The following is a 24,313-nucleotide window of genomic DNA, read 5'->3' on the forward strand; positions in this document are numbered from 1 at the left end:
CCAGGGGGCATTGTGATCGACGATTTTGCAGCAGACGGACAGTTGGCCAACGCGATTCCGGGATTTAAACCACGTGAACCGCAGCGCCAGATGGCGGTGGCGGTGGCCCACGCCATCAAAGAGGCTCGGCCGCTGGTGGTTGAAGCGGGGACCGGTACCGGGAAGACTTACGCCTACCTGGCGCCTGCGCTGCGGGCCAATAAAAAGGTGATAATCTCTACCGGTTCGAAAGCGTTGCAGGATCAGCTGTACAGCCGCGACCTGCCTACGGTGGCAAAAGCGCTGAACTTTACCGGTCGGCTGGCGCTGCTGAAAGGGCGTTCGAATTACCTGTGCCTTGAGCGTCTGGAACAACAGACCCTGGCCGGCGGCGACCTGCCGGTGCAAACCCTGAGCGATGTTATCCTGCTGCGCTCCTGGTCTAATCAAACCATTGATGGCGATATCAGCACCTGCGTCAGCGTGGCCGAAGACTCTCAGGCCTGGCCGCTGGTGACCAGCACCAATGATAACTGCCTGGGCAGCGACTGCCCGCTGTACAAAGATTGCTTCGTCGTCAAAGCGCGTAAAAAAGCGATGGATGCCGATGTGGTTGTCGTGAACCATCACCTTTTCCTTGCCGATATGGTGGTGAAAGAGAGCGGCTTCGCCGAGCTCATCCCCGAGGCGGAGGTGATAATTTTCGATGAAGCGCATCAGCTTCCGGACATTGCCAGCCAGTATTTTGGCCAGTCGCTTTCCAGCCGTCAGTTACAGGATCTGGCAAAAGACATCACCATCGCTTACCGCACCGAGCTAAAAGATACTCAGCAACTGCAAAAGTGCGCCGACCGTCTGGCCCAGAGCGCGCAGGATTTCCGCCTGCAGCTGGGTGAGCCTGGCTATCGCGGCAACCTGCGCGACCTGCTGGCGGACAGCAACATCCAGCGGGCGCTGCTGCTGCTCGATGATGCGCTGGAGCTGTGTTATGACGTAGCGAAACTGTCCCTTGGGCGTTCAGCGCTGCTGGATGCCGCCTTTGAACGCGCCACGGTTTATCGCGCCCGGCTTAAGCGGCTGAAAGAAATTAACCAGCCGGGCTTTAGCTACTGGTACGAATGCACTTCCCGCCACTTTACGCTGGCGCTGACGCCGCTGACCGTGGCCGACAAATTTAAAGAGGTGATGGCGCAAAAACCGGGTAGCTGGATTTTTACCTCCGCGACGCTGTCGGTTAATGACGATCTTCACCACTTTACCGCACGGCTTGGCATTGACGAGGCGGAATCGCTGCTCCTGCCCAGCCCGTTTGATTACGCGCATCAGACGCTGCTTTGCGTGCCGCGCAACCTTCCGCTGCCGAACCAGCCCGGCGCCGCGCGCCATCTGGCCGCGATGCTTAAACCGCTGATTGAGGCTAACGACGGGCGCTGCTTTATGCTGTGTACATCGCACGCAATGATGCGCGATCTGGCGGAGCAGTTCCGCGCCACCATGACGCTTCCGGTCCTGCTGCAGGGAGAAACCAGTAAGGGGCAGCTGTTGCAGCAGTTTGTCAGCGCGGGCAACGCCCTGCTGGTCGCGACCAGTAGCTTCTGGGAAGGGGTAGATGTGCGCGGCGATGCGCTATCGCTGGTCATTATCGATAAACTGCCGTTTACCTCACCGGACGACCCGCTGCTGAAAGCTCGGATGGAGGATTGTCGCCTGCGCGGCGGCGATCCGTTTGACGAAGTCCAGCTGCCGGATGCGGTCATTACGCTGAAACAGGGGGTCGGGCGCCTGATCCGCGACATCGACGATCGCGGGGTGCTGGTTATCTGCGACAACCGGCTGGTGATGCGCCCCTATGGTGCCGTGTTCCTGGCCAGCCTGCCGCCCGCGCCGCGAACCCGCGATATCCGCCGGGCGGTGCGTTTCCTTGCCGTACCGCCGGCGAGGTAATCTGGCGCAAAATGTGGTAAGCTGCGCGCCATTTTGTCAATCTGCTATAGCGAGAGCGCGACAACTTATGCGAATTTTGGCTATCGATACCGCCACGGAGGCCTGCTCCGCGGCGCTGTGGAATGATGGCACCCTCTGTGCTCATTTCGAAATCTGTCCCCGTGAACATACCCAACGTATTCTGCCGCTGGTGCAGGATGTCCTGAACGAAAGCCATGTGTCGCTGACCGATCTGGACGCGCTGGCGTTTGGCCGCGGGCCAGGCAGCTTTACCGGCGTGCGCATCGGCATCGGCATCGCTCAGGGGCTGGCGCTGGGGGCTGAACTGCCGATGATTGGCGTTTCGACGCTGGCCACCATGGCGCAGGGAGCATGGCGCAAAACCGGGGCGACCCGCGTACTGGCGGCCATCGATGCCCGAATGGGCGAAGTTTACTGGGCGGAATATCAGCGTGATGAGCAGGGTGTCTGGCATGGTGAAGAGAGTGAAGCCGTGCTGAAGCCCGAAGCCGTCCGCGAACGGCTACAGCAGCTGGACGGCGCCTGGGCAACGGTGGGGACCGGCTGGCAAGCCTGGCCCGATCTGGCCGTGGACGCCACGCTGGTATTAACCGACGGCGACACTGCGCTGCCGGAAGCGGAAGACATGCTGCCACTGGCGTGTTACCTGCTTGCTGCCGGGAAAGCCGTTGCCGTCGACAAAGCCGAACCGGTTTATTTGCGTAACAACGTGGCGTGGAAGAAACTTCCTGGCCGAGGATGAATCTCAGTAAGCATAAGACTGAGATAAGGAGTCTCATCATGGCGGGTCAAAACAAAGCAGTACGTTGGTTTTTAGCGGGCGCCGTTGCCGTCGCGTTAAGTGGATGCGTGTCGGTGCCGGACGTGATTAAAGGCTCCAGCCCGACGCCACAGCAAGATTTAGTCCGGGTTATGGCTGCGCCACAGCTGTACGTTGGTCAGGAAGCTCGCTTCGGCGGTAAGGTCGTCAACATCCAGAATCAGCAGGGCAAAACCCGCCTGGAGATCGCGACGGTTCCGCTAGACAGCGGCGCCCGTCCTGAGCTGGATGAGCCGTCGCGCGGGCGCATCTTCGCTGATGTGAACGGTTTCCTCGATCCGGTTGATTTCCGCGGCCAGCTGGTGACCGTTGTGGGGCCGATTACCGGTGTTGTCGATGGTAAAGTCGGCGACACGCCGTATAAATTTATGCTGATGAATGCGACCGGCTATAAACGCTGGAACGTTGTGCAGCAGGTTATGATGCCGCCGCAGCCTATGGACCCGTGGATGGTCGGCCCGCGCCCGTGGCGTTACGGGTATGGTGGCTGGGGTTACGGTGGAATGGGTTGGTACAATCCCGGGCCTGCTGAAGTCAGAAATGTCGTAACTGAATGATTTTGCGGTTTTTGTAAGCTATTTTTAAGCTAAAAGAAACAGCGGCTTGTCCGCTGTTTCTTCATTTTTAGTCTGATAAGAAAAATAAATAGTGACGCGCTTCGCAACCTGTAAAACGCCTAATTAATAAACTGGTACGCTGAGTTAATATAATGTTAACAGAATGTTTGTTAATCAGGGGCTGTGATGACGACGAATAACTATTTCAGAGGTGATGCAGTGAAAAAGGTTTGGCTAAACCGTTATCCCGCCGATGTTCCGGCGGAGATAAATCCTGACCGCTACCAATCCCTGGTTGAATTGTTTGAACATGCCACCACGCGTTACGCCGACCAACCGGCGTTTATCAACATGGGCGAGGTGATGACCTACCGTAAGCTGGAAGAGCGCAGTCGGGCGTTCGCCGCTTATCTTCAGCAGGGGCTGGGGCTGAAAAAGGGCGACCGCGTCGCGCTGATGATGCCTAACCTGTTGCAATACCCCATTGCGCTGTTTGGCATTCTGCGTGCGGGGATGATCGTGGTGAACGTCAATCCGCTGTATACGCCGCGTGAACTTGAGCATCAGCTGAATGACAGCGGGGCGGCGGCGATTGTTATCGTTTCCAACTTTGCTCATACCCTGGAGAAAGTGGTCGAAAAAACCCAGGTCAAGCATGTGATTTTGACCCGCATGGGCGATCAGCTCTCGACGGCGAAAGGCACCCTGGTGAATTTTGTGGTGAAGTACATCAAGCGCCTGGTGCCGAAATATCACCTGCCAGATGCTATCTCTTTTCGCAGCGCGCTGCATAACGGCTACCGTTTGCAGTATGTTAAACCTGAAATCGTCAGCGAAGATCTGGCTTTCCTGCAATACACCGGCGGAACCACCGGCGTAGCGAAAGGGGCCATGCTCACCCACCGCAATATGCTGGCCAACCTCGAACAGGTGAATGCGACCTACGGGCCGCTGTTGCATCGCGGGAAAGAGTTTGTTGTGACGGCGCTGCCGCTGTACCACATCTTTGCGCTGACCATGAACTGCCTGCTGTTTATCGAACTTGGCGGCCAGAACCTGCTGATAACCAACCCGCGTGACATTCCCGGGCTGGTCAAAGAGCTGGCAAAATACCGGTTTACCGCGATGACCGGGGTCAATACGCTGTTCAATGCCTTGCTCAATAACAAAGAGTTTCAGCAACTCGACTTCTCTTCTCTGCATCTCTCTGCCGGCGGCGGAATGCCGGTGCAGCAGGTGGTTGCCGAGCGGTGGGTTAAGCTCACCGGCCAGTATCTGCTGGAAGGTTATGGTCTGACGGAGTGCGCTCCTCTGGTGAGCGTTAACCCGCATGACATTGACTACCACAGCGGCAGCATCGGGTTGCCTGTTCCGTCGACCGAAGCGAAGCTGGTGGATGATGATGATAACGAAGTGCCGCTGGGGATGCCTGGTGAGCTGTGCGTGAAAGGGCCGCAGGTGATGCTGGGCTACTGGCAGCACCCGGATGCGACTGACGACATCATCAAAAACGGCTGGCTGCATACCGGCGATATTGCGGTAATGGACGATGAAGGTTTTATGCGCATTGTCGATCGCAAAAAAGATATGATTCTGGTTTCGGGGTTCAACGTCTATCCGAATGAAATTGAAGATGTCGTGATGCAGCATTCTGGCGTTCAGGAGGTGGCAGCCGTCGGTGTGCCGTCTGGCAGCAGCGGCGAATCGGTGAAGATTTTCGTCGTGAAGAAGGATGCGGCGTTGACGGAAGAGGCGCTGATCACCTTTTGCCGTCGCCATCTGACCGGATATAAAGTGCCGAAACTGGTTGAATTTCGTGATGAGCTGCCGAAATCCAATGTTGGAAAAATTTTACGGCGAGAACTGCGTGACGAAGCCCGCGCTAAAGTAGACAATAAAGCCTAAGGTATACGAGAGTCGCCAGACGCCGGCTAAGCCGGCGTTTTTTATGGGCGCAAGTTAAGAGAGCATGATTTGAACTATCAGATGATCACCACCGACGATGGTCTTCGCACCATCTGTGAAGCAGCAGGCGCGGCGCCCGCGGTTGCGCTGGATACCGAATTTGTCCGCACCCGAACCTACTACCCGCAGCTGGGGCTACTCCAGCTGTTTGACGGTGAACGGGTTTCGCTGATTGACCCGCTGGAAATCACCGACTGGGCGCCCATGCGCGAGCTGTTGCTGAACCAGGACGTCACCAAATACCTCCACGCTGGCAGTGAAGATCTGGAAGTGTTCCTCAACACCTTTAACCTGATGCCGCAGCCGTTGATTGATACCCAGATTCTGGCCGCTTTCTGTGGCCGCCCGATGTCCTGGGGATTTGCCTCGATGGTGGAAGAGTATTCCGGTATTGCGCTGGATAAGAGCGAATCGCGTACCGACTGGCTGGCGCGCCCGCTGACCCAGCGTCAGTGTGATTATGCTGCCGCGGATGTCTGGTATTTGCTGCCTATCGCCAGCAAGCTGATGGCGGAAACCGAAGCTGCCGGCTGGCTGGATGCCGCGCTGGACGAATGCCGTCTGATGCAGCAACGTCGCCAGGAAGTGCAGGACCCGGCGCAAGCGTGGCGTGATATTGGCAACGCCTGGCAGCTGCGGACCCGCCAGCTGGGCTGTCTGCAGCTGCTGGCTGAGTGGCGTTTACGCAAAGCGCGGGATCGCGATATGGCGGTCAATTTTGTCGTTCGCGAGGAGCACCTGTGGAATGTCGCCCGCTATATGCCGGGGAGCCTTGGCGAACTCGATAGCCTGGGGCTATCCGGTAGCGAAATTCGTTTCCACGGTAAAACGCTGATAAGTCTGGTGGCGAAAGCGCAGGAGCTGCCGGAAGAGGCGCTGCCGGAACCGCTGCAAAACCTGATTGATATGCCGGGCTATCGCAAAGTCTTTAAAGAGATCAAAGCGCTGGTGCAGGAAGTGAGTACTGAGAAAGGGCTAAGCGCAGAGCTGCTGGCATCAAGACGGCAGATTAACCAGCTGCTGAACTGGCACTGGCAGTTGAAAAGCGGAAATACGCTACCTGAGCTGATTTCCGGCTGGCGCCGCGATCTGATGGCCGATCGTCTGAAGGCGTTGCTCAGCGACTATCCGCGCTAAGGCGCAGCAAAAAGCCCGGGTAGATTATCCGGGCCAGAGTGCCAACGGGCCCGATAGCGCAAGGCTGCCGGGCACTATCGGGTCAGGGTTTCGACTCTTCCGTTTCTGGCAAAGTCACGTTCAACTCCAGAATCGAAATATCGCCATCCCGTTGTTCCAGCTGAACGCTGACCATTTCCGGGTCAATCTGCACATACTTGCAAATCACTTCCAGAATATCTTTGCGTAACTGCGGCAGATAATGCGGTTCAGCGTCGCCGCGACGACGCTCCGCGACGATGATTTGCAGGCGCTCTTTCGCAATGTTGGCCGTGTTCTTTTTCCGCGAGAGAAAAAAGTCGAGTAATGCCATAATTTATCCTCCGAACAGGCGTTTGAGGAAACCTTTCTTCTCTTCTTCAATGAAGCGGAAAGGACGTTCTTCTCCGAGCAGACGTTCAACCGTATCGGCATAGGCCTTACCCGCGTCTGACGCATCATCCAGAATAACCGGCTCACCCTGGTTTGACGCCCGCAGTACGGACTGGTCTTCCGGGATTACGCCAACCAGATTGATGCGCAGAATTTCCAGAACGTCTTCCATGCTCAGCATGTCGCCTTTGTTTACGCGCCCTGGGTTGTAGCGCGTCAGCAGCAGGTGTTCTTTAATCGGCTCATCGCCATTTTCCGCACGGCGGGATTTGGAAGCGAGGATACCGAGGATACGGTCGGAGTCGCGAACGGAGGAGACTTCCGGGTTAGTGGTGATGATAGCTTCGTCGGCAAAATAGAGCGCCATCAGCGCACCGGTTTCGATGCCTGCTGGAGAATCGCAGACTACAAAATCAAAGTTCATCTTTTTCAGTTCTTCGAGAACTTTATCTACGCCTTCGCGGGTCAACGCATCTTTATCACGCGTCTGAGAAGCAGGAAGGATGAAGAGGTTATCGGTGCGTTTATCTTTGATTAACGCCTGATTCAGCGTGGCATCGCCCTGAATCACGTTGACGAAGTCATACACTACCCGACGCTCGCAGCCCATAATCAGGTCGAGGTTACGCAGACCGATATCGAAGTCTATAACGACCGTTTTCTTTCCCTTCTGGGCCAAACCGGTAGCGATGGCCGCGCTGGAGGTGGTCTTGCCAACGCCCCCTTTACCCGAAGTCACAACAATAATGCGTGCCATAGAAATTCCTTGTTAAAAAGGGACTAACTCAACGGTTGAATAGTCAAAGCGGTATCACCCAGACGCAGGCGGGCCGCTTTGCCATAAAATTCGGCCGGGATATTATCACTCAGCCAGTATTCTCCGGCGATGGAAACCAGTTCCGCCGTGAGGTGTGAACAAAATATTTGCGCTTCTCTGTCGCCACCTGCGCCCGCGAGCGCGCGTCCTCGCATCATGCCATAAACATGGATATTACCGTCGGCAATAAGTTCCGCACCGGCACTCACATGGTTTGTAACAACAAGATCACAGTTTGGTGCATAAATGCGCTGACCGGAACGTACCGGCAGATCAATTAAACGCGTTTTTGTGATCTGATTAACAACTGGCGGCGGTGCAACCGGCTCTGGTGGCGCCTGACGGGGTATTTTTTCTTTCCCTTCCGTCAGTAAGGGAATGCCGGTGCGGTCGATTTCCGTTTTGAGCCGCGGGATTTTGCAACCACTCACGCCCATAATCCGTAAACCGGTGCTCGCAATGGCTTCATGCATAGGGCGCCAGTCAACGTCGTTTTCGACATTGCTGATATTCACAACGACCGGAGCGTGACGTAAAAAAGCGGGAGCCTGGGCGATCTTGTCTTCTAACGCCTGACGAATAACCTCGGGATTTGCATCGTGCAAATGAACGACAGATAAGGTGAAGCTACTACCCTTAAGTTCGATTGGCGTATTTGACATCCTGGCCTTACTCAATTTGCTGTTTATCACGCGCCGAAGTGCGGTGATATTCCGAAGACTAAAAGGCATGTTATAGTCACTCATATATTGAGGCAAGTGACCACGGGTCTAATTCCGAGTAAAACTATGTTTTGTGTGATCTATCGAAGTACTAAACGTGAGCAAACCTATTTATATGTCGAAAAAAAAGACGATTTCTCTCGCGTTCCCGCCGAATTGATGCAGAGCTTCGGCACGCCGCAAATGACCCTGCTTTTACCGCTCGACGGACGTAAAAAGCTGGTCGGTGCCGATCTGGAAAAAGTCAAACAGTCACTGAAAGATCAGGGCTATTATCTGCAACTTCCCCCTCCGACTGAGAATCTACTTAAGAAACACCTGGCGGAACAGGGGAATAAATCCGATTAACCCACCGAGGGGAAATAATGTACCAACATCATAACTGGCAGGGAGCATTACTGGATTACCCGGTAAGCAAAGTCGTTTGCGTGGGCAGCAATTATGCAAACCACATTAAGGAAATGGGCAGTGCAATGCCGGAAGAGCCGGTGCTGTTTATTAAACCTGAGACGGCGCTATGCGATATCCGCCAGCCGTTGGTGCTCCCCGAAGGATTGGGTTCGGTGCACCATGAGGTCGAACTGGCGGTGCTGATTGGCAGCACGCTGCGTCAGGCGACGGAAGAACACGTGCTGAAGGCGATAGCGGGCTACGGCGTGGCGCTGGATCTGACTCTGCGCGATCTGCAGGGCAAAATGAAAAAGGCCGGCCAGCCGTGGGAAAAAGCGAAGGGCTTTGATAATTCCTGTCCGGTCTCCGGTTTTATTCCGGCGGCGGAATTTCACGGCGACCCGCAAAATACCCCGCTGAGCCTGAAAGTAAACGGCAGCGTTCGCCAGCAGGGAACGACGGCCGATATGATCCATAAAATCGTGCCGCTGATCGCTTATATGTCACGTTTCTTTACGCTCAAAGCCGGCGATATCATCCTGACCGGAACGCCAGAAGGCGTCGGCCCGCTGAGCAGCGGCGACGAACTGGAAGTGGGTTTAAACGGTTTAACGTTGTCCACCCGCGTACTGTAACGTCCTCTTGCCGCCTTTGCGGGCGGCAAAACTTGCATCAGCGTGCCAGACTGGTTATAAGGTGCACCCTGAATGGCAATGACGGACATCCCCTATGAGCGAACAACTTTTCTGGCAGCAAAAAACACTTGATGAAATGACCGACGCGGAGTGGGAATCGCTGTGCGACGGCTGTGGACAGTGCTGCCTGCATAAGCTGATGGATGAGGATACGGATGAGATTTATTTCACCAACGTCGCCTGTCGTCAGCTCAATATCAAAACCTGCCAGTGCCGTAACTATGAACGCCGCTTCGAGTACGAGCCGGACTGCATTAAGCTCACGCGAGACAATCTGCCGACGTTTGAATGGCTGCCGCCGACCTGCGCCTATCGCCTGCTTGCTGAAGGTCAGCCTCTCCCGCACTGGCACCCGCTGCTCAGCGGTTCAAAAGCGGCGATGCACGGTGAACGTATCTCCGTACGTCATATTGCGGTAAAAGAAGAGACCGTGCGCGACTGGCAGGATCATATTCTGAATAAGCCTGACTGGGCGCAGTGAGGCGTTAGCGCCTGCTGCTGTTTGCTAAAACCCGCCGCCAGGCGGGTTTTGTGTTTTAAGGTATCTGAGGCCTGGATCAGCCTTTCTTCGCGTGAAACAGCCCGTCTTCGCCGTGCGCGTCCTCTTCAACCCAGAAGTTGATATTGAACTGCGCATCGTCGCTCATCTCAATGCGATGCCAGTACTGTGGTGGGCTGGTGGCGAACTGACCGGCGTTAATCACCACTTTTACTTCCGGTTCGCTAGCCTGCTCATCGGCAAAGCCATAATAAGTGACGGTTCCTTCCATCACGCACAGCTGGCCAAAAACGCCGGCGGCGGTATTGTGGTGGCTGAGCAGGGCGGCAGGAACGTTCTCCCTGGTGAAGAACGGAGTGGAGCGTTTAACTTTCCAGTGAGCAGGAATACGCAAGTGAGACATCGTCAGCTCCTTAGTCGACATTTATAAGATGCATTTAATATGCATCTTTGTGGGCGGCATCGTCAATGGACAGGTAAAAAAAAACGCCCCTGAAGGAGCGTTTTCGTTGTCGTTGGCTTAGCGCCCGAAGAGATCGCGTTTTTTCGGTTTGAACGGCTGAGCAATCAGCACCAGCACACCCACGATCAGATAGGCGGCGAAGATCCCCACCAGCCACTGCGGCATCTCCAGCGTCAGAAACTCCCACTGGCGTACGGAACAGTCACCGCTGGCCACGAACATCTGCGGGATCCATTTATCCAGCGGCAGCCATGTTGGAAAGCGGGCGGCGAAATCACAGGTCTGGAACGGGGAAGGGTGCAGCTGAATCATGGTGTGCTCCCATGCCAGTTGCAGGCCTCGCAGCGCGCTGTACAGCCAGATAACCAACGCCACATAACGCAGCGGTGTTTTCGGCGCAATGGCTCCGACAATACCGGCGCCCATAATGCCTAATAGCGCACAACGTTCATAAATACACATCACACACGGTTGCAGCAACATCACGTGCTGGAACCAGAGCGCGACTAATTCAAGAATAAAAGCGGTTAACGCCATCAGGAGCCAGGCTCCGCGTCCCCTTGAGCACTGGTTTAAATATCGCAACATAGTCATTTCCCTGGAACTTGCTAAATCATGGCAGTGTAAACGAAAACCGAACCGACGCCAGCAGCAAGCCCGAAAATATTACGTAAAAGAATTTTGACCATCCGCCGGTGTGCGGCGGACGATCGCTCTGTTTTTTTAAGGAAGCAGCGGCGTGACGATCCACTGGTGATCAAGCATCCACTGAGTGGCGGGCATCAGCGTGAATTCCACGCACAGCAGCCCCACCAGCGTCATCACAATGGTGTAAGGCAGCGCCATCCACACCATGCGACCGTAGGAGAGGCGAATCAGCGGCGCCAGCGCAGAGGTCAGCAGGAAAAGAAATGCCGCCTGGCCATTAGGGGTTGCGACGGAAGGCAGGTTGGTGCCGGTATTGATAGCCACCGCCAGCAGCTCAAACTGAGGCAGGCTGATAACACCGTGCTGCAACGCCGTTTTGGCTTCGTTAATATACACCGTGCCGACGAAGACGTTATCTGAAATGGACGACAGTAATCCATTGAACAGATAGAACAACGACAGCTGGGCGTGGGGTGAGGCCTGGAGGACAAACTGAATCACCGGCGTAAACAGATGCTGGTCGATGATCACCGCCACCACGGCGAAAAAGACGGTCAGCAGGGCGGTGAACGGCAGCGCCTCGGTAAACGCTTTACCAATCGCATGCTCGTCGGTCACGCCGGAGAAGGTCGTCGCCAGAATAATCACCGACAGGCCAATCAGCCCCACTTCTGCGAGGTGCATCGCCAGCGCGGTGACCAGCCAGATGCCGATAATCCCCTGAGCAATCAGCCGCAGGCGATCCTGACGGCTACGCTGCTGGCGGCTGCGATCGTCGAATTCCTGTAGTACCTTACGTACGGCAGGCGGCAGCGGCTCGCCGTAGCCGAACCGTTTGCTTTTCTCCAGCAGCAGGCAGGTCAGCAGACCACAAAGCATCACCGGTAGCGTGACCGGTGCCATACGTAAAAAGAACTCACCGAAGTGCCAGCCAGCCGCTTTAGCAATAATCAGGTTTTGCGGCTCGCCCACCATGGTCATCACCCCGCCGAGTGCTGTCCCGACGCCTGCATGCATCATCAGGCTGCGCAGAAAACCGCGGAACTGTTCCAGAACGTCGCGATAATGCTGATCGATATGGCTGTCATCGAGGATATCGTTATCATCCGGGCGCGCGGAGGCGACGCGGTGATAGATACCGTAAAAGCCAACCGCGACGCTTATCACCACGGCCACAACGGTCAACGCGTCAAGGAACGCGGAGAGGAAGGCCGCAGCCAGGCAAAAAGAGAGCGACAGCAGCATCTTGCTGCGAATGCCCAGCAGCAGGCGGGTAAAGATAAACAGCAGCAGCTGCTTCATGAAGTAGATCCCCGCCACCATAAACATCAGCAGCAGGAGCACCTCCAGATTACTGGCAATTTCTTCGCGCACGTGTTCCGCACTGGTCATGCCGATCATCACGGCTTCAATCGCCAGCAGGCCCCCCGGCAGCAGCGGATAACATTTAAGCGCCATGGCGAGGGTGAAGATAAACTCCACCACCAGCATCCAGCCGGCAATAAACGGATTGAGATAAAAAACCAGCGGGTTAATCAGCAGAACGATGATAAGAGTGAGTTTATACCAGTCAGGGGACTGGCCAAGAAAATTGCGCCACAGGGCGCGGCCATAAGACATTTCCACGACAGACTTCCTTCCCGTCAAATTAATGACATAATTTTACGCGTAACTATTCACAAGATTACCAGTTGAGCAAAATGGGAAGCAACTTACTTCGCCTCACGTTCCGGGGATGGCGGGAGGAACGAAAAGCTGAAAATGAAACGGCGATCCCCTTTTAATTACTTTCTGGCGCTATCTGCTCTATAGCGGCTCTGGTATGATGAGTGGAATTTGCAACGCTGTGTAATGGAAATCTAATTATGGTCATTAAGGCGCAAAGCCCTGCGGGTTTCGCGGAAGAGTACATCATTGAAAGCATCTGGAATAATCGCTTCCCCCCTGGAACCATCCTCCCAGCTGAACGTGAACTTTCTGAACTCATTGGCGTGACCCGCACCACCTTACGCGAAGTGTTGCAACGTCTGGCCCGTGACGGTTGGTTGACTATCCAGCACGGTAAGCCGACAAAGGTGAATAACTTCTGGGAAACGTCCGGGCTGAATATTCTCGAAACTCTGGCGCGTCTTGATCATGACAGCGTTCCACAGCTGATTGATAACCTGCTGTCGGTGCGTACCAATATCTCTACGATCTTCATCCGTACCGCTTTCCGCCAGCACCCTGAAAATGCGCTGGAAGTGCTTGCCAGCGCGCGTGAAGTTGAAGATCACGCCGACGCGTTTGCCGATCTGGATTACAACATTTTCCGCGGCCTGGCGTTTGCCTCCGGTAACCCGATTTACGGCCTGATCCTCAACGGGATGAAAGGGCTGTACACCCGCATCGGTCGTCACTATTTTGCCAACCCGGAAGCGCGCAGCCTGGCGCTGGGCTTCTACCACCAGCTGGCGAAAGTGTGTGAAGAAGGGCTGCACGAGAAGGTTTACGAGATAGTGCGTCGCTATGGCCACGACAGCGGCGAGATCTGGCACCGGATGCAGAAAACGATGTCCGGCGATTTAGTTATCGGCATGCGTTAAGCACACCGACCGTAAAAAAATGCCCGGCACTATGCCGGGCATTTTGTTTTCACCGTTTTACAGCGTGTTCTGGCGCGGTGGGCTACGCTCCAGCAGTTCGATACTGCCATCGGCATTTTGCTGCTCCAGCAGGATATCAAATCCCCACAGGCGATGGACGTGCTTGAGCACTTCCCGCCGTCCTTTATCCAACGGAACGCGGTTATGGGGCACGTAACGCAGCGTCAGTGAACGGTCGCCGCGCAGATCGACGCTCCACACCTGAATATTCGGCTCCAGGTTGCTGAGGTTGTACTGGGCAGACAGCTTCGCGCGGATTTCCCGATATCCCTCTTCGTTATGAATAGCGGAGATCTCCAGATAGTTATTGTGGTCGTCATCCAGCACCGTAAAGAAACGGAAATCACGCATGATTTTCGGTGACAGGAACTGGCTGATAAAACTCTCATCTTTAAAATCACGCATCGCGAAATGGAGCGTTTCCAGCCAGTCGGAACCGGCGATGTCCGGGAACCAGTATCTGTCCTCTTCGGTCGGAGACTGGCAAATTCGCTTAATGTCCTGGAACATGGCAAAGCCCAGCGCGTACGGGTTGATCCCGTTATACCACTGGCTGTTATAGGGCGGCTGGAACACCACGTTGGTGTGGCTGTGCAGAAACTCCAGCATAAAACGTTCCGTCACTTTCCCTTCGTCGTAAAGGTGATTGAGGATCGTGTAGTGCCAGAAGGTGGCCCAGCCTTCGTTCATTACCTGCGTCTGCTTCTGCGGATAAAAATACTGGCTGACCTTGCGCACAATGCGCAGGATTTCACGCTGCCACGGCTCCAGCAGCGGCGCATTCTTCTCCATAAAGTACAGCAGGTTCTCCTGCGGCTCTGAAGGGTAGCGGCGCGCGGACTCAATGGTTTTCTCTTCTTCCCGCTTTGGCAGGGTACGCCACAGCATATTCACCTGACTTTGCAGATACTCTTCCCGGCTTTTCTGCCGCGCTTTTTCCTCCTGCAAAGAGATTTTCTGCGGGCGTTTATAGCGATCGACGCCGTAGTTCATCAGGGCATGACAGGAGTCGAGGAGCTTCTCAACCTCATCAACGCCGTAGCGCTCTTCACAATCGGTAATGTATTTCCGGGCAAAAATCAGATAATCGATGATTGAGCTGGCGTCGGTCCAGCTGCGAAACAGATAGTTGTTTTTGAAAAAAGAGTTGTGCCCGTAGCAGGCATGGGCCATAACCAGCGCCTGCATGGTGATGGTGTTCTCCTCCATCAGATAAGCGATACAGGGATTGGAGTTAATCACGATCTCATAGGCCAGCCCCTGCTGCCCGTGCTTATACGCTTGCTCGGTTTCGATAAATTTCTTACCGAACGACCAGTGCGGGTAGTTGATGGGCATCCCGACGCTGGAATAGGCGTCCATCATCTGCTCGGACGTAATGACTTCGATTTGGTGTGGATAGGTGTCGAGACGATACAGCTTCGCTACCCGGTCAACCTCGGTAAGGTAGGTTTCCAGCAGTTCAAAAGTCCAGTCGGGTCCATCGCTTAAACGAGTGGTGTCCCTGTTCATGGAATCAATCGTAGCCATTAGCGCGCCCTCGTTGTAGGTGGCCCTCTCTGTACGGAGAGCCTCACATCAAGCATAGAACAGGGCATGACAAACTGCGCCTCCCGACAATTTCTTTTCTTCGCGATTTAGCAATCTTAAAGGCCTTTTCTGCATCATCTTGCAGAATATTATTCTGGGTAAAAATGAAGCGCAGCAGGAGATAGTAAATCTATAGGGTCAATGCTGGTGCGGTTTGCTGTGAGTTAAGTCACCATAAATAAAGCGTATGTTGAATAATATTTTCAACTGAGTTATCAATTTGTAATCAGATGATTGTTCTTTAACTATTACGGAGTCGCTATGCGAGTCGTCATACTGGGAAGTGGGGTGGTTGGGGTTGCGAGTGCATGGTATTTAAGCCAGGCGGGTCACGATGTGACGGTTATCGATCGTCAGCCCGGTGCGGCAGAAGAGACCAGCGCTGCTAACGCCGGACAAATTTCCCCGGGCTATGCTGCGCCGTGGGCGGCGCCGGGCGTGCCGCTGAAGGCCATCAAATGGATGTTCCAGCGCCATGCGCCGCTGGCTATCGGTCTTGACGGAACTCAGTTCCAGCTGAAGTGGATGTGGCAAATGCTGCGCAACTGCGATACCCGCCATTACATGGAAAACAAAGGGCGGATGGTGCGTCTGGCGGAATACAGCCGCGACTGCCTGAAAGCGCTGCGTGAAACCACCGGGATCCAGTATGAGGGCCGTCAGGGCGGCACGTTACAGCTGTTCCGTACCGAAAAACAGTATGAAAACGCCACCCGCGATATCGCTGTGCTGGAAGATGCCGGCGTACCGTACCAGTTGCTGGAGGCGAAGCGCCTGCTGGAAGTGGAGCCTGCGCTGGCCGAGGTCAGCCACAAGCTGACCGGTGGTCTGCGTCTGCCTAATGATGAAACCGGCGATTGCCAGCTGTTTACTACGCGCCTGGCGGCCATGGCGGAGCAGGCCGGGGTCACCTTCCGGTTTAATACGCCGGTAGATGCGCTGCTGTATGAAGGAGAGCAGATTGCCGGGGTGAAATGCGGCGCGGAAATTATCAAAGGCGATGCCTACGTGATGGCCTTTGGTTCTTACTCTACCGCAATGCTGAAGGGGCTGGTGGATATTCCGGTCTATCCGCTGAAGGGCTATTCACTGACCATTCCGATTGCACAAGAAGACGGTGCGCCGGTATCGACTATCCTTGATGAAACCTACAAAATCGCCATTACTCGCTTTGACCAGCGCATTCGCGTGGGCGGCATGGCTGAGATCGTCGGCTTTAATAAAGAGCTGCTGCAGCCGCGCCGGGAGACGCTGGAGATGGTGGTGCGCGATCTGTTCCCGCGCGGTGGCCACGTTGAGCAGGCAACCTTCTGGACCGGGCTGCGTCCGATGACCCCTGACGGTACGCCGGTGGTGGGGCGGACCCCGTATAAGAATTTGTGGCTGAATACCGGGCATGGCACGCTGGGCTGGACGATGGCCTGTGGTTCCGGGCAACTGCTTAGTGATTTGATCTCGGGCCGTACACCGGCCATTCCGTACGATGACCTGGCCGTCGCGCGCTATAGCCCCGGCTTTACCCCGTCGCGCGCTCAGCACCTGCACGGCGTCCATAACTAAGGAGTCTTCATGTCCCGTCCTGTATTGGCCAGCCTTGATTTGCCGGCCTTGCGGCAGAATTTGCAGATTGTCCGGCGTGCGGCTCCCGGCTCCCGTCTGTGGGCGGTGGTGAAAGCCAACGCCTATGGTCATGGTTTGTCGCGCGTCTGGAGCGCGTTGAGCGGAGCAGATGGTTTTGCGATGCTCAATCTTGAAGAGGCGATCCTGCTGCGCGAGCATGGCTGGAAAGGGCCGATTCTGATGCTGGAAGGTTTCTTCCACGCCGATGAGCTGGCGCTGTTTGATAAATACCGTCTGACGATCAGCGTCCACAGCAACTGGCAAATTAAAGCGCTCCAGCAGGCGAAGCTGCACGCGCCGTTGGATATCTACGTCAAGGTCAACAGCGGGATGAACCGGCTGGGCTTTATGCCGGATCGTCTTCATACCGTCTGGTCGCAGCTGCGGGCGCTGAGTAACGTCAGTGAAATGACGCTGATGTCGCATTTTGCCGATGCGGAGAATCCGCAGGGCATCATTGAGCCGATGCGCCGCATCGAGCAGGCGGCGGAAGGGCTGGACTGCCCGCGCTCGCTGTCAAACTCGGCGGCTACGCTATGGCATCCGGAAGCCCATTTCGACTGGGTGAGACCGGGGATTGTGCTGTATGGCGCATCGCCTTCCGGCCAATGGCAGGATGTCGCTAATAGCGGCCTGAAGCCGGTGATGACGCTCAGTAGCGAAATCATCGCCGTACAAAACCTGAAAGCGGGAGAGGCGGTTGGCTACGGCGGCCTGTACCGGGCATCAGGCGAGCAGCGTATTGGGATTGTGGCCTGCGGCTATGCGGACGGCTACCCGCGCGTGGCACCGGACTGTACGCCGGTGCTGGTTGACGGCGTGCGTACGACCACGGTTGGTCGGGTCTCAATGGATATGCTGGCGGTGGATTTAACACCTTGCCCGCAGGCCGGGATCGGCGCGCCGGTCGAGCTGTGGGGCAAGGAGATTAAAATTGACGATGTCGCCAGCGCCTGCGGCACCGTCGGCTATGAGTTAATGTGCGCGCTGGCACCTCGCGTTCCAGTAGTGACAGGGTAACTTACCTGAACGGCGCCATTCGCCGGTCTTATGAGCCAGAATTTCAGTAAGTTACTGGAGTTCTGGTTTTCCGCTTACGGTGGTCAGGAAAACCGATGCCGTTGTATGCCAGGGAAATACCCGTGTCAGCAGTACGTTGGCGGCGTTTTCCCGCCTCCCCTGAATCGGGATTATACTGCAGAGAACATCCTGTTATTTCCCGGTCAGCGTATACGCCTTATTCAATGAGCGTCGTGAGAATGTCCTGATTCAGACATGGTAGGCTTTATCGTGCTGGAGATCGCCTGGCCAGCGACTATATACCTGTCATAAGGGACGTCAGTTAGCAGCAAAATGGCGGCGGTGATATTTGCGAAGGGTGTTTATTATTCCAGACGGAATAGTTACCGGTGATTTTTTAAGGAAAAATCTATGCAACATTGTCGGCTGATAGTGTGGGCAACCCTGGTTATTTTCGCCACTGCGGTACAGGCTGAAGACCATGTTTACGGCGAACAGCGCATCAGCGGCTGGTGGAACTGGCTCAAAAACGATGTTTCGCAAACCTGGAATCAGCCGCAAAACTATGACCTGTATCTGCCGTTTCTTAGCTGGCACAACCGTTTAACCTACGATAAAGAGAAAACGGATAACTACAACGAGATGCCCTGGGGCGGCGGCTTCGGCCTCTCTCGTTATCACGATGACGGCGACTGGAGCTCGCTATACGCCATGATGTTTAAGGATTCACATAACAAGTGGCAGCCGATCGTTGGCTACGGCTGGGAGAAGGGCTGGTATCTGGATAGCCGCCAGGATTTCCGGCTTGGTCTTGGCGTGACCGCCGGGATCACCGCCCGCGATGATTTCGCTAATTACGTGCCCTTACCGATTATTCTTCCCTTGTTTTCCGCGAGCTATCGGCGACTTAGCGTACAGTTCACCTATATTCCAGGCACCTACAATAACGGTAACGTTCTGTTTGCCTGGCTGCGCTATGGTTTTTAAACCCGGCGCCAGGCAGAGCGCTGGTGATTTAAAGGGTGATCACTTTTTTAGCGATGGAGTTGGATAACGCCAGCATTGAAATCAATACCGAGACGATAAACGTGAGGGCAATCAGCATTAATTTTGTGGTTAGCGAACTGATTGGGATAAGGGTGCTCAGGAGATGAAAAATTGAGTAATGGAGGATATAAACCCCGGTCATCGTTTTGCTGATTGCCGCCAGAATACTCTCTTTAAACTCGCTGTTTTTCCGGAAACGGACGCCGTTGGCCGCAATAACCAGCGCGACCACCAGAATATAAATTTGCGAACCGGTGAGAATGAACGCATTTCTGTCGGCCTTGAACAGGGCGAAAAAGAAATGGCGCTCGTAAAACCAGGTGAAAAGATAAATAAAGGGTATCGCAAACATCGTGGCTTTGACCACGTTATCGCGATTAAGCCAGCGCACCACCAGCGGGTCGCTAAACAGCTGACCGGTTAAATAGAACAACAGCCAGGTCCACAGGCGGTACTGCGGCGCCAGCGTCAGCGTATGCACGTTGGGATAGAGGGCCGCCAGCAGGTCGTAACCATAGGAGAAAAGCAGCAATACAAACACCACGCCAAAGAAGAGCCTTCTGCGCTGGCTTAGCCACTCGATCAGCGGGTGGAAGGTATAAATCACAATAAAGGCGAAGACAAACCACGGCTGGATAAGATAGCCGCGCTGGTAAGGCTCCCAGAGGTAGTAAATCGTCATCCAGAAAAGAAAGACGATCACCACGCTTTTAATTTTTCCCATCTGCCAGCTCGTACTATGCCGGGACTGGGCATCGAGATAGCCGGCCACCACAAAAAACAGCGGTGTGGTGATGGTCGAGATAAACGTCAGAAAGCCGAGGATCCAGTGGTAATCGTAATCATACCGATCCCAAGTGTTATAGATGGTAAAGAACGTTACCGCCGTCATGCATCCCAGCGTTTTAATAATATTTAACCCGGTGGTGTTCATTGTGGTTGCTGCATATCCTTAGGGTGGAAACAGGCGTAAATAACCGGAAGAACCAGTAGCGTCAGAATGGTCGCAAAACCCAGCCCGAACATAATAACGACCGCCATACTCTGGAAGAAGACGTCCAGCAGCAGCGGCGCCAGGCCGAGCACGGTGGTGAAGGCCGTGAGCAGTATCGGGCGTAAGCGCGAGGTGGCCGCATAGATAATCGCCTCGTGCTGCGGTTTTTCCTGTTTTTGTTGTTCAATCTCTTCGACCAGCACGATGCCGTTACGGATAAGCATTCCGCTCAGGCTGAGTAAGCCGATAAGCGCCATAAAACCAAAAGGGATGCCGGTAATTAAAAATCCTGGCGTCACGCCGATCAGCGCCAGCGGCACGGTCAGCCAGATGGCAACGGCATTTTTCAGCGAGCTGAACATCAGGACGGTGATGACGAACATCACCAGATAACCTAATGGCAGGGTGGTGAACAGCCCCTGCTGCGCTTCGCTGGAGTTCTCCGCGTCGCCTCCCCACTCAATGCTGTAGCCGTGCGGCAGGCTGAGTGCGTTAATCTGCGGCTGGACCCGCGCCAGAATATCGCCCGGGGTTTGATTGCTCAGCGGGTCGGGGCCGGTCATCACCGTGAGCACGCGGCTGCGGTCGCGGCGCAGAATTAACGGGTCTTCCCATTCGAGGTTAAAGCCGCTGACCACGTTGCTCAGGGGAATGTACTGCTGACGGCTTTGGCTCCACACCAGCACGTTTTTCAGATGGTTAGCATCCTGACGTTCGGCGGCCGGCGGGCGCACCACCACCGGCAGCAGATCGGCGCCTTCGCGGTACAACCCGGCGCGGCTACCGCTGAAATTTATCTGCAGCGCACTGTCGATATCTTGCTTATCCACCCCCAGCTCGCGCCCCAGGGTCGGGGAATACTGCGGGCGGATCGTTTTACTGCGGTTTTGCCAGTCGTTACGCACGCTGCCGACGGCCGGATCTGCCGTTAGGATAGTGCTTACCTGGCTGGCTATCAGCCGCAATCTGTCGGGATCGGGGCCTTTAATTCGCACCTCGATGGCGCTGTCGCCGGATGGCCCAAACATCACCCGCTTGCTGCTGGCATTCACCTGCGGATAGTTGCGCGCAATATAGGCATCCATGTGGCGAGTGAGGGCGTCAATACTACGCTGGTCGTCCATGCGCACCATGATCTGCGCATAGTTGCTGTACTGGCGCTGGCCGCTATAGGTGAGGATAAAGCGCATGCTGCCCTGACCGACGGTCGCCACGGTGGTGATGACGCCGGGCTGGCCGTTAATCGCGGTTTCGATATCGCTGGCCATTTTTTCCGTGGAGGCAATGTCGGTGCCGTAGGGCAGCCACAGATCAACAAAGAAGATCGGCGTATTGGATGACGGGAAAAAGTTCTGCCGCACCGAGCCAAATCCCCAGACTGCACCGGCCAGTAGCGCGGCCATCACCACGAGGGTGACGGTTTTTTGCCGCAACAGAACATTGAGGATCCGCTGATAGCTGCGGTAAAAGCGTCCGCGGTAAGGATCGGCCTCAGCGGCCGGCGGCGGGGAGGCAGCGCCTTTAAACAGCCACCATTTGATCAGCACGGGGGTAATGGTGAGCGCCGAGAACCAGCTGAGCATCAGGGAGATTAACAGCACCTGGAACAGCGATTTACAATACTCCCCCGTCGAGTCCTGCGACAGGCCGATGGGCGCGAAGGCGAGGATCGCAATCACCGTTGCCCCTAGCAGGGGCAGGGCGGAACGGCGGATAACGTAGTTGATGGCGGTCAGTAACGTTGACCCCTGCTGGCGGGCAATCAGCACCCCTTCGACAATCACGATGGCATTATCGACCAGCATGCTAAGGGCGATAATGAGCGCCCCCAGCGAGATCCGCTGTAGCTCAATACCCCATAGATACATAATCAGCAGCGTGCCCAGCACGTTGAGCGCCAGCGAGAACGCGATAATAATGCCGCTGCGCACGCCCATAAAGATCAGCAGCACGCCGACAACAATGGCCAGCGCCATTAAAAAATTAGTGATAAAGCCGTTAACCGAGTGGCCAACTTCAGCCGCCTGATCGTAGAACAGATCGAGGTGAATCCCGGCGGGTTTTTCCGCCGACATTTGTTCCAGCTTTGCCTCCAGCGCATGGCCAACATCGATGACGTTGACGCCGGGAATGAACGAGACGCCCATCGTCACCGCCTGGCGGCCGTTGGCGTGGTAGATGCTGGATGGGGATTCGCTCAGTCCGCGCGAGATCGTCGCAATATCCCGCAGCCGGGTCGCCGCTCCTGTACCGTGCGGGTTGATCGGCAGGTCGCCCAGCTCGTCGATATTTTCAAATTCTCCGGTCGGATGCAGGCGAATGGACTCGCTGCCGGATGTTATCTCCCCGGCGCTGGAAACGACGTTCAGACGGCTGAGAATGGCGGAAAGCTGGTTAAGCGTGATACCGAGTGCCGCCATTTTAGGCAGCGAGATATCAATGTTAATTTGCTGGGGGATCGCCCCGCCGATGGCAACCTTGCCGACGCCGGGCACCAGCACCAGCTCCCGGCGCAGCTGCTCGGCATAGCGGACCAGCTCCGGATTGGTAAAACTGTCGCCGGAAATGGCAAAGAAGAAGCCAAATACGTCGCCAAAATCATCGTTCACGAAGGGGGAAACTACGCCCGGCGGGAAGAGGCGGGCCGCATCGCCCACCCGGCGCCGCAGCTCGTCCCAGATTTGCGGCAGCTCGTTGGAGTGGTAATTCGAGGCGATATTCACCGTAATCTGCGACAGCCCGTTGGACGAAATAGAGCTGACGTTATCCAGGTAGGGCAACTGTTGCAGGGCGTTTTCCAGCGGCAGGGTGACCTCTTCCTCGACCTGTTGCGCCGATGCGCCAGGATAGTGGGTAATGACTACCGCCGTTTTAATGGTAAAGGCCGGATCTTCCAGACGGCCGATATTGAGCAGGGCGAAAATACCGCCAATGCCCAGCAGCAGAATAGTGAGCCAGACGCGAACGGGATTATTAATAAACTGGCGAGAGATATCCATTACAGGCCTCGTTCACGCGTCCAGATTCTAACCGGCTGTTGGGCATGCAGTTCGCTTACTCCAGCCGCCACAACGCGCTCGCCGGCGCTGAGCCCGTCGGTAATAACCACCCCCTGGGTTGTCACCTGCCCGACGCTCACTTTGCGATCCTCAAGATGCAGTTGCTCGCCATCGCCTTTAATCACCCACACGTGCGGCTCGTTGCGTGGATGATTATCGGGATTGAATACCGCCTCAACCGGCACCACCAGCGCTTCACGACCCGCGTTGGCGGGCAGATTTGCCAGATTCACCGTCACGGTGCCGCTGACGCCGCCCACCGCAGGGAAATCAGCCGGGCGCGGCATGGTCAAAATCACCTGCCAGGTGAGAGTGCTATTGTCGCTGCTACCGGAATGTTCTTTGTACTGGGCGGTGAACTGGCGGTCCGGCAGGGCGTTGATTTTCACTATCGGGCGGTACTGCGCGTTGCGAATATCAAAGGTGCTAAACAGGTTTTCCGGAATACTGAAGACCACATCGAGGAGATCGGTACGCGTTAGGGTCACAATGGTCTGGCCGGCGGCGACCACCTGGTGATTGCGAACCGGCACGCTGGCCGCTACCCCGCTGAATGGCGCGTTTAGCGTCATCTGGTCGAGTTCTTCGCGGGCAATTTTCAGCGCGGCATTTGCCGAGTCGCGGCTGGCGCGCTGGATGTCCATTTCGGCTTTCGAAATAGCCTGGCGGCCGGCCAGGGTCTGGAAACGATCGAACTGCCGCTGTGCGAGCGTGGCGGCTGTTTGTCGTTCATTGACGCGCTGTTGGACTTCCCGGGCATTAAGGCGGGCGAGGACCTGTCCTTGCGTAATGTTTGCACCCTGACGAACGTCGAGCGATTCAACCTGGCCACCGCGTTTAAAAGACAGATCCGTCGAATCCCCGGATTCGATGCGTGCAGGAAAAACACGTTGCTGTAAATCACCGACGGCGGTCACCTCCACCGCTTTAACCATCCGCGGTAGTGGCGTGACCTGAGGTGCTTTCTGATCGCAAGCTGTTGTTATTAAAATAACAACAGGAATGAGAGAAAAATAACGCTTCACTGTATTCCCCTCAGAGTGAATAGATTTATTTTACATGTTTGTTACAAGCGCCATGATTATTCAGCCAACGCGGAGACAACGACATAAGTGAATAAACCTGTCGCCGTACAGGCAATGATTGCCAGGGCGATAAACAGGCTCAGACGGACCAGACTATAGCCAAACATCGCGTCTCCTTTAGTACTGGATATATAGTAAGTAAATTCTCATATACCTAATTATGGAGTGGTTTTTGGAAGTGCTAT

The 24,313-nt window shown here is 55.4% G+C and carries 22 protein-coding genes; 12 read left to right on the forward strand and 10 right to left on the reverse strand.

Annotated elements, in window-relative coordinates; genetic code table 11:
* Positions 1-12: 12 nt before the first annotated feature.
* The 5 genes from ACMYSK_RS03460 (at position 13) to rnd (ending at position 6,423) form a co-directional block, all read left to right on the forward strand.
* On the forward strand, positions 13-1,923 hold the full coding sequence (locus tag ACMYSK_RS03460; RefSeq protein ID WP_434640241.1) for an ATP-dependent DNA helicase: 1,911 nt from the start codon (positions 13-15) through the stop codon (positions 1,921-1,923).
* Between the two features lie 67 nt (positions 1,924-1,990).
* A complete protein-coding gene (tsaB, locus tag ACMYSK_RS03465; RefSeq protein ID WP_434640243.1) occupies positions 1,991-2,686 on the forward strand; it encodes a tRNA (adenosine(37)-N6)-threonylcarbamoyltransferase complex dimerization subunit type 1 TsaB in 696 nt (231 codons plus the stop codon).
* Between the two features lie 38 nt (positions 2,687-2,724).
* Positions 2,725-3,321: a Slp family lipoprotein gene (locus ACMYSK_RS03470; protein WP_434640245.1), complete on the forward strand. Its 597-nt coding sequence runs from the start codon at positions 2,725-2,727 to the stop codon at positions 3,319-3,321.
* A gap of 219 nt (positions 3,322-3,540) precedes the next feature.
* On the forward strand, positions 3,541-5,226 hold the full coding sequence (gene fadD, locus ACMYSK_RS03475) for a long-chain-fatty-acid--CoA ligase FadD (protein ID WP_434643816.1): 1,686 nt from the start codon (positions 3,541-3,543) through the stop codon (positions 5,224-5,226).
* An 81-nt stretch (positions 5,227-5,307) separates the two neighbouring features.
* Entirely contained in the window at positions 5,308-6,423 is a 1,116-nt protein-coding gene (gene rnd / locus ACMYSK_RS03480; RefSeq protein WP_434643818.1) for a ribonuclease D, read from the forward strand.
* A gap of 82 nt (positions 6,424-6,505) precedes the next feature.
* Here the strand turns inward: rnd and minE are convergent, their stop codons facing one another.
* From minE to minC, 3 genes are read right to left on the reverse strand one after another with little or no spacing between them, the layout of a single operon-like run.
* The gene (minE, locus tag ACMYSK_RS03485; RefSeq protein ID WP_004103270.1) at positions 6,506-6,775 is read right to left on the reverse strand and encodes a cell division topological specificity factor MinE; all 270 of its coding nucleotides are present in this window, start codon (positions 6,773-6,775) and stop codon (positions 6,506-6,508) included.
* Between the two features lie 3 nt (positions 6,776-6,778).
* A complete protein-coding gene (minD, locus tag ACMYSK_RS03490) occupies positions 6,779-7,591 on the reverse strand; it encodes a septum site-determining protein MinD (RefSeq protein WP_434640247.1) in 813 nt (270 codons plus the stop codon).
* A gap of 23 nt (positions 7,592-7,614) precedes the next feature.
* Positions 7,615-8,313 carry a septum site-determining protein MinC gene (gene minC, locus ACMYSK_RS03495; RefSeq protein ID WP_434643821.1) on the reverse strand — a complete coding sequence of 233 codons (699 nt, stop codon included), beginning with the start codon at positions 8,311-8,313 and terminating at the stop codon, positions 7,615-7,617.
* A gap of 126 nt (positions 8,314-8,439) precedes the next feature.
* Between minC and ACMYSK_RS03500 the strand changes: the two genes are divergently transcribed.
* From ACMYSK_RS03500 to ACMYSK_RS03510, 3 genes are all read left to right on the forward strand, one after another.
* Positions 8,440-8,721, forward strand: coding sequence for a YcgL domain-containing protein (locus tag ACMYSK_RS03500; RefSeq protein ID WP_434640249.1), 282 nt, complete (start codon positions 8,440-8,442; stop codon positions 8,719-8,721).
* A gap of 17 nt (positions 8,722-8,738) precedes the next feature.
* The gene (locus ACMYSK_RS03505) at positions 8,739-9,398 is read left to right on the forward strand and encodes a fumarylacetoacetate hydrolase family protein (protein ID WP_434640251.1); all 660 of its coding nucleotides are present in this window, start codon (positions 8,739-8,741) and stop codon (positions 9,396-9,398) included.
* A gap of 94 nt (positions 9,399-9,492) precedes the next feature.
* Positions 9,493-9,939 (forward strand): YcgN family cysteine cluster protein, encoded by a 447-nt coding sequence (locus ACMYSK_RS03510; RefSeq protein WP_434640252.1) that lies wholly within the window; start codon positions 9,493-9,495, stop codon positions 9,937-9,939.
* Positions 9,940-10,015: 76 nt separating this feature from the next.
* Here ACMYSK_RS03510 and ACMYSK_RS03515 read toward each other — a convergent pair whose 3' ends face one another.
* The 3 genes from ACMYSK_RS03515 to nhaB form a co-directional block, all read right to left on the reverse strand.
* Positions 10,016-10,360, reverse strand: a complete 345-nt coding sequence (locus tag ACMYSK_RS03515; protein ID WP_434640254.1) for a DUF1971 domain-containing protein — start codon at positions 10,358-10,360, stop codon at positions 10,016-10,018.
* Positions 10,361-10,477: 117 nt separating this feature from the next.
* Entirely contained in the window at positions 10,478-11,008 is a 531-nt protein-coding gene (gene dsbB, locus ACMYSK_RS03520) for a disulfide bond formation protein DsbB (protein ID WP_434640255.1), read from the reverse strand.
* Between the two features lie 135 nt (positions 11,009-11,143).
* The gene (gene nhaB, locus ACMYSK_RS03525; RefSeq protein ID WP_434640257.1) at positions 11,144-12,694 is read right to left on the reverse strand and encodes a sodium/proton antiporter NhaB; all 1,551 of its coding nucleotides are present in this window, start codon (positions 12,692-12,694) and stop codon (positions 11,144-11,146) included.
* A gap of 239 nt (positions 12,695-12,933) precedes the next feature.
* On the opposite strand from nhaB, the gene fadR reads away from it, so the two are divergent.
* On the forward strand, positions 12,934-13,653 hold the full coding sequence (gene fadR, locus ACMYSK_RS03530) for a fatty acid metabolism transcriptional regulator FadR (protein ID WP_434640259.1): 720 nt from the start codon (positions 12,934-12,936) through the stop codon (positions 13,651-13,653).
* A gap of 57 nt (positions 13,654-13,710) precedes the next feature.
* Here the strand turns inward: fadR and ACMYSK_RS03535 are convergent, their stop codons facing one another.
* Positions 13,711-15,243 carry a SpoVR family protein gene (locus ACMYSK_RS03535; RefSeq protein ID WP_434640261.1) on the reverse strand — a complete coding sequence of 511 codons (1,533 nt, stop codon included), beginning with the start codon at positions 15,241-15,243 and terminating at the stop codon, positions 13,711-13,713.
* A 321-nt stretch (positions 15,244-15,564) separates the two neighbouring features.
* Between ACMYSK_RS03535 and ACMYSK_RS03540 the strand changes: the two genes are divergently transcribed.
* The 3 genes from ACMYSK_RS03540 (at position 15,565) to pagP (ending at position 18,930) form a co-directional block, all read left to right on the forward strand.
* Complete coding sequence (locus tag ACMYSK_RS03540) at positions 15,565-16,863, forward strand: D-amino acid dehydrogenase (RefSeq protein WP_434640263.1); 1,299 nt, start codon at positions 15,565-15,567, stop codon at positions 16,861-16,863.
* 9 nt (positions 16,864-16,872) lie between these two features.
* Positions 16,873-17,943, forward strand: a complete 1,071-nt coding sequence (dadX, locus tag ACMYSK_RS03545) for a catabolic alanine racemase DadX (protein WP_434640265.1) — start codon at positions 16,873-16,875, stop codon at positions 17,941-17,943.
* 411 nt (positions 17,944-18,354) lie between these two features.
* Positions 18,355-18,930, forward strand: a complete 576-nt coding sequence (gene pagP / locus ACMYSK_RS03550; RefSeq protein WP_004863830.1) for a lipid IV(A) palmitoyltransferase PagP — start codon at positions 18,355-18,357, stop codon at positions 18,928-18,930.
* 28 nt (positions 18,931-18,958) lie between these two features.
* Here the strand turns inward: pagP and ACMYSK_RS03555 are convergent, their stop codons facing one another.
* From ACMYSK_RS03555 to ACMYSK_RS03565, 3 genes are read right to left on the reverse strand one after another with little or no spacing between them, the layout of a single operon-like run.
* Entirely contained in the window at positions 18,959-19,882 is a 924-nt protein-coding gene (locus tag ACMYSK_RS03555) for an acyltransferase (RefSeq protein ID WP_434643824.1), read from the reverse strand.
* Positions 19,883-19,920: 38 nt separating this feature from the next.
* Entirely contained in the window at positions 19,921-22,983 is a 3,063-nt protein-coding gene (locus ACMYSK_RS03560) for an efflux RND transporter permease subunit (protein ID WP_434640267.1), read from the reverse strand.
* The gene (locus ACMYSK_RS03565; RefSeq protein ID WP_434640269.1) at positions 22,983-24,068 is read right to left on the reverse strand and encodes an efflux RND transporter periplasmic adaptor subunit; all 1,086 of its coding nucleotides are present in this window, start codon (positions 24,066-24,068) and stop codon (positions 22,983-22,985) included. Before ACMYSK_RS03565 ends, ACMYSK_RS03560 begins: the two co-directional genes overlap by 1 nt.
* Between the last annotated feature and the right edge of the window lie 245 nt (positions 24,069-24,313).

This window comes from Klebsiella sp. I138, assembly GCF_051131765.1.
Taxonomy (GTDB): Bacteria; Pseudomonadota; Gammaproteobacteria; order Enterobacterales; family Enterobacteriaceae; genus Klebsiella.

Coding starts and splice junctions, on each gene's coding strand:
- tsaB (WP_434640243.1), top strand. CDS start 1,991: ATGCGAATTTTGGCTATCGATACCGCCACGGAGGCCTGCTCCGCGGCG.
- ACMYSK_RS03470 (WP_434640245.1), top strand. CDS start 2,725: ATGGCGGGTCAAAACAAAGCAGTACGTTGGTTTTTAGCGGGCGCCGTT.
- rnd (WP_434643818.1), top strand. CDS start 5,308: ATGATCACCACCGACGATGGTCTTCGCACCATCTGTGAAGCAGCAGGC.
- minE (WP_004103270.1), bottom strand. CDS start 6,775: ATGGCATTACTCGACTTTTTTCTCTCGCGGAAAAAGAACACGGCCAAC.
- minD (WP_434640247.1), bottom strand. CDS start 7,591: ATGGCACGCATTATTGTTGTGACTTCGGGTAAAGGGGGCGTTGGCAAG.
- minC (WP_434643821.1), bottom strand. CDS start 8,313: ATGTCAAATACGCCAATCGAACTTAAGGGTAGTAGCTTCACCTTATCT.
- ACMYSK_RS03500 (WP_434640249.1), top strand. CDS start 8,440: ATGTTTTGTGTGATCTATCGAAGTACTAAACGTGAGCAAACCTATTTA.
- ACMYSK_RS03505 (WP_434640251.1), top strand. CDS start 8,739: ATGTACCAACATCATAACTGGCAGGGAGCATTACTGGATTACCCGGTA.
- ACMYSK_RS03510 (WP_434640252.1), top strand. CDS start 9,493: ATGAGCGAACAACTTTTCTGGCAGCAAAAAACACTTGATGAAATGACC.
- ACMYSK_RS03515 (WP_434640254.1), bottom strand. CDS start 10,360: ATGTCTCACTTGCGTATTCCTGCTCACTGGAAAGTTAAACGCTCCACT.
- dsbB (WP_434640255.1), bottom strand. CDS start 11,008: ATGTTGCGATATTTAAACCAGTGCTCAAGGGGACGCGGAGCCTGGCTC.
- fadR (WP_434640259.1), top strand. CDS start 12,934: ATGGTCATTAAGGCGCAAAGCCCTGCGGGTTTCGCGGAAGAGTACATC.
- ACMYSK_RS03535 (WP_434640261.1), bottom strand. CDS start 15,243: ATGGCTACGATTGATTCCATGAACAGGGACACCACTCGTTTAAGCGAT.
- ACMYSK_RS03540 (WP_434640263.1), top strand. CDS start 15,565: ATGCGAGTCGTCATACTGGGAAGTGGGGTGGTTGGGGTTGCGAGTGCA.
- dadX (WP_434640265.1), top strand. CDS start 16,873: ATGTCCCGTCCTGTATTGGCCAGCCTTGATTTGCCGGCCTTGCGGCAG.
- pagP (WP_004863830.1), top strand. CDS start 18,355: ATGCAACATTGTCGGCTGATAGTGTGGGCAACCCTGGTTATTTTCGCC.
- ACMYSK_RS03555 (WP_434643824.1), bottom strand. CDS start 19,882: ATGACGGCGGTAACGTTCTTTACCATCTATAACACTTGGGATCGGTAT.
- ACMYSK_RS03560 (WP_434640267.1), bottom strand. CDS start 22,983: ATGGATATCTCTCGCCAGTTTATTAATAATCCCGTTCGCGTCTGGCTC.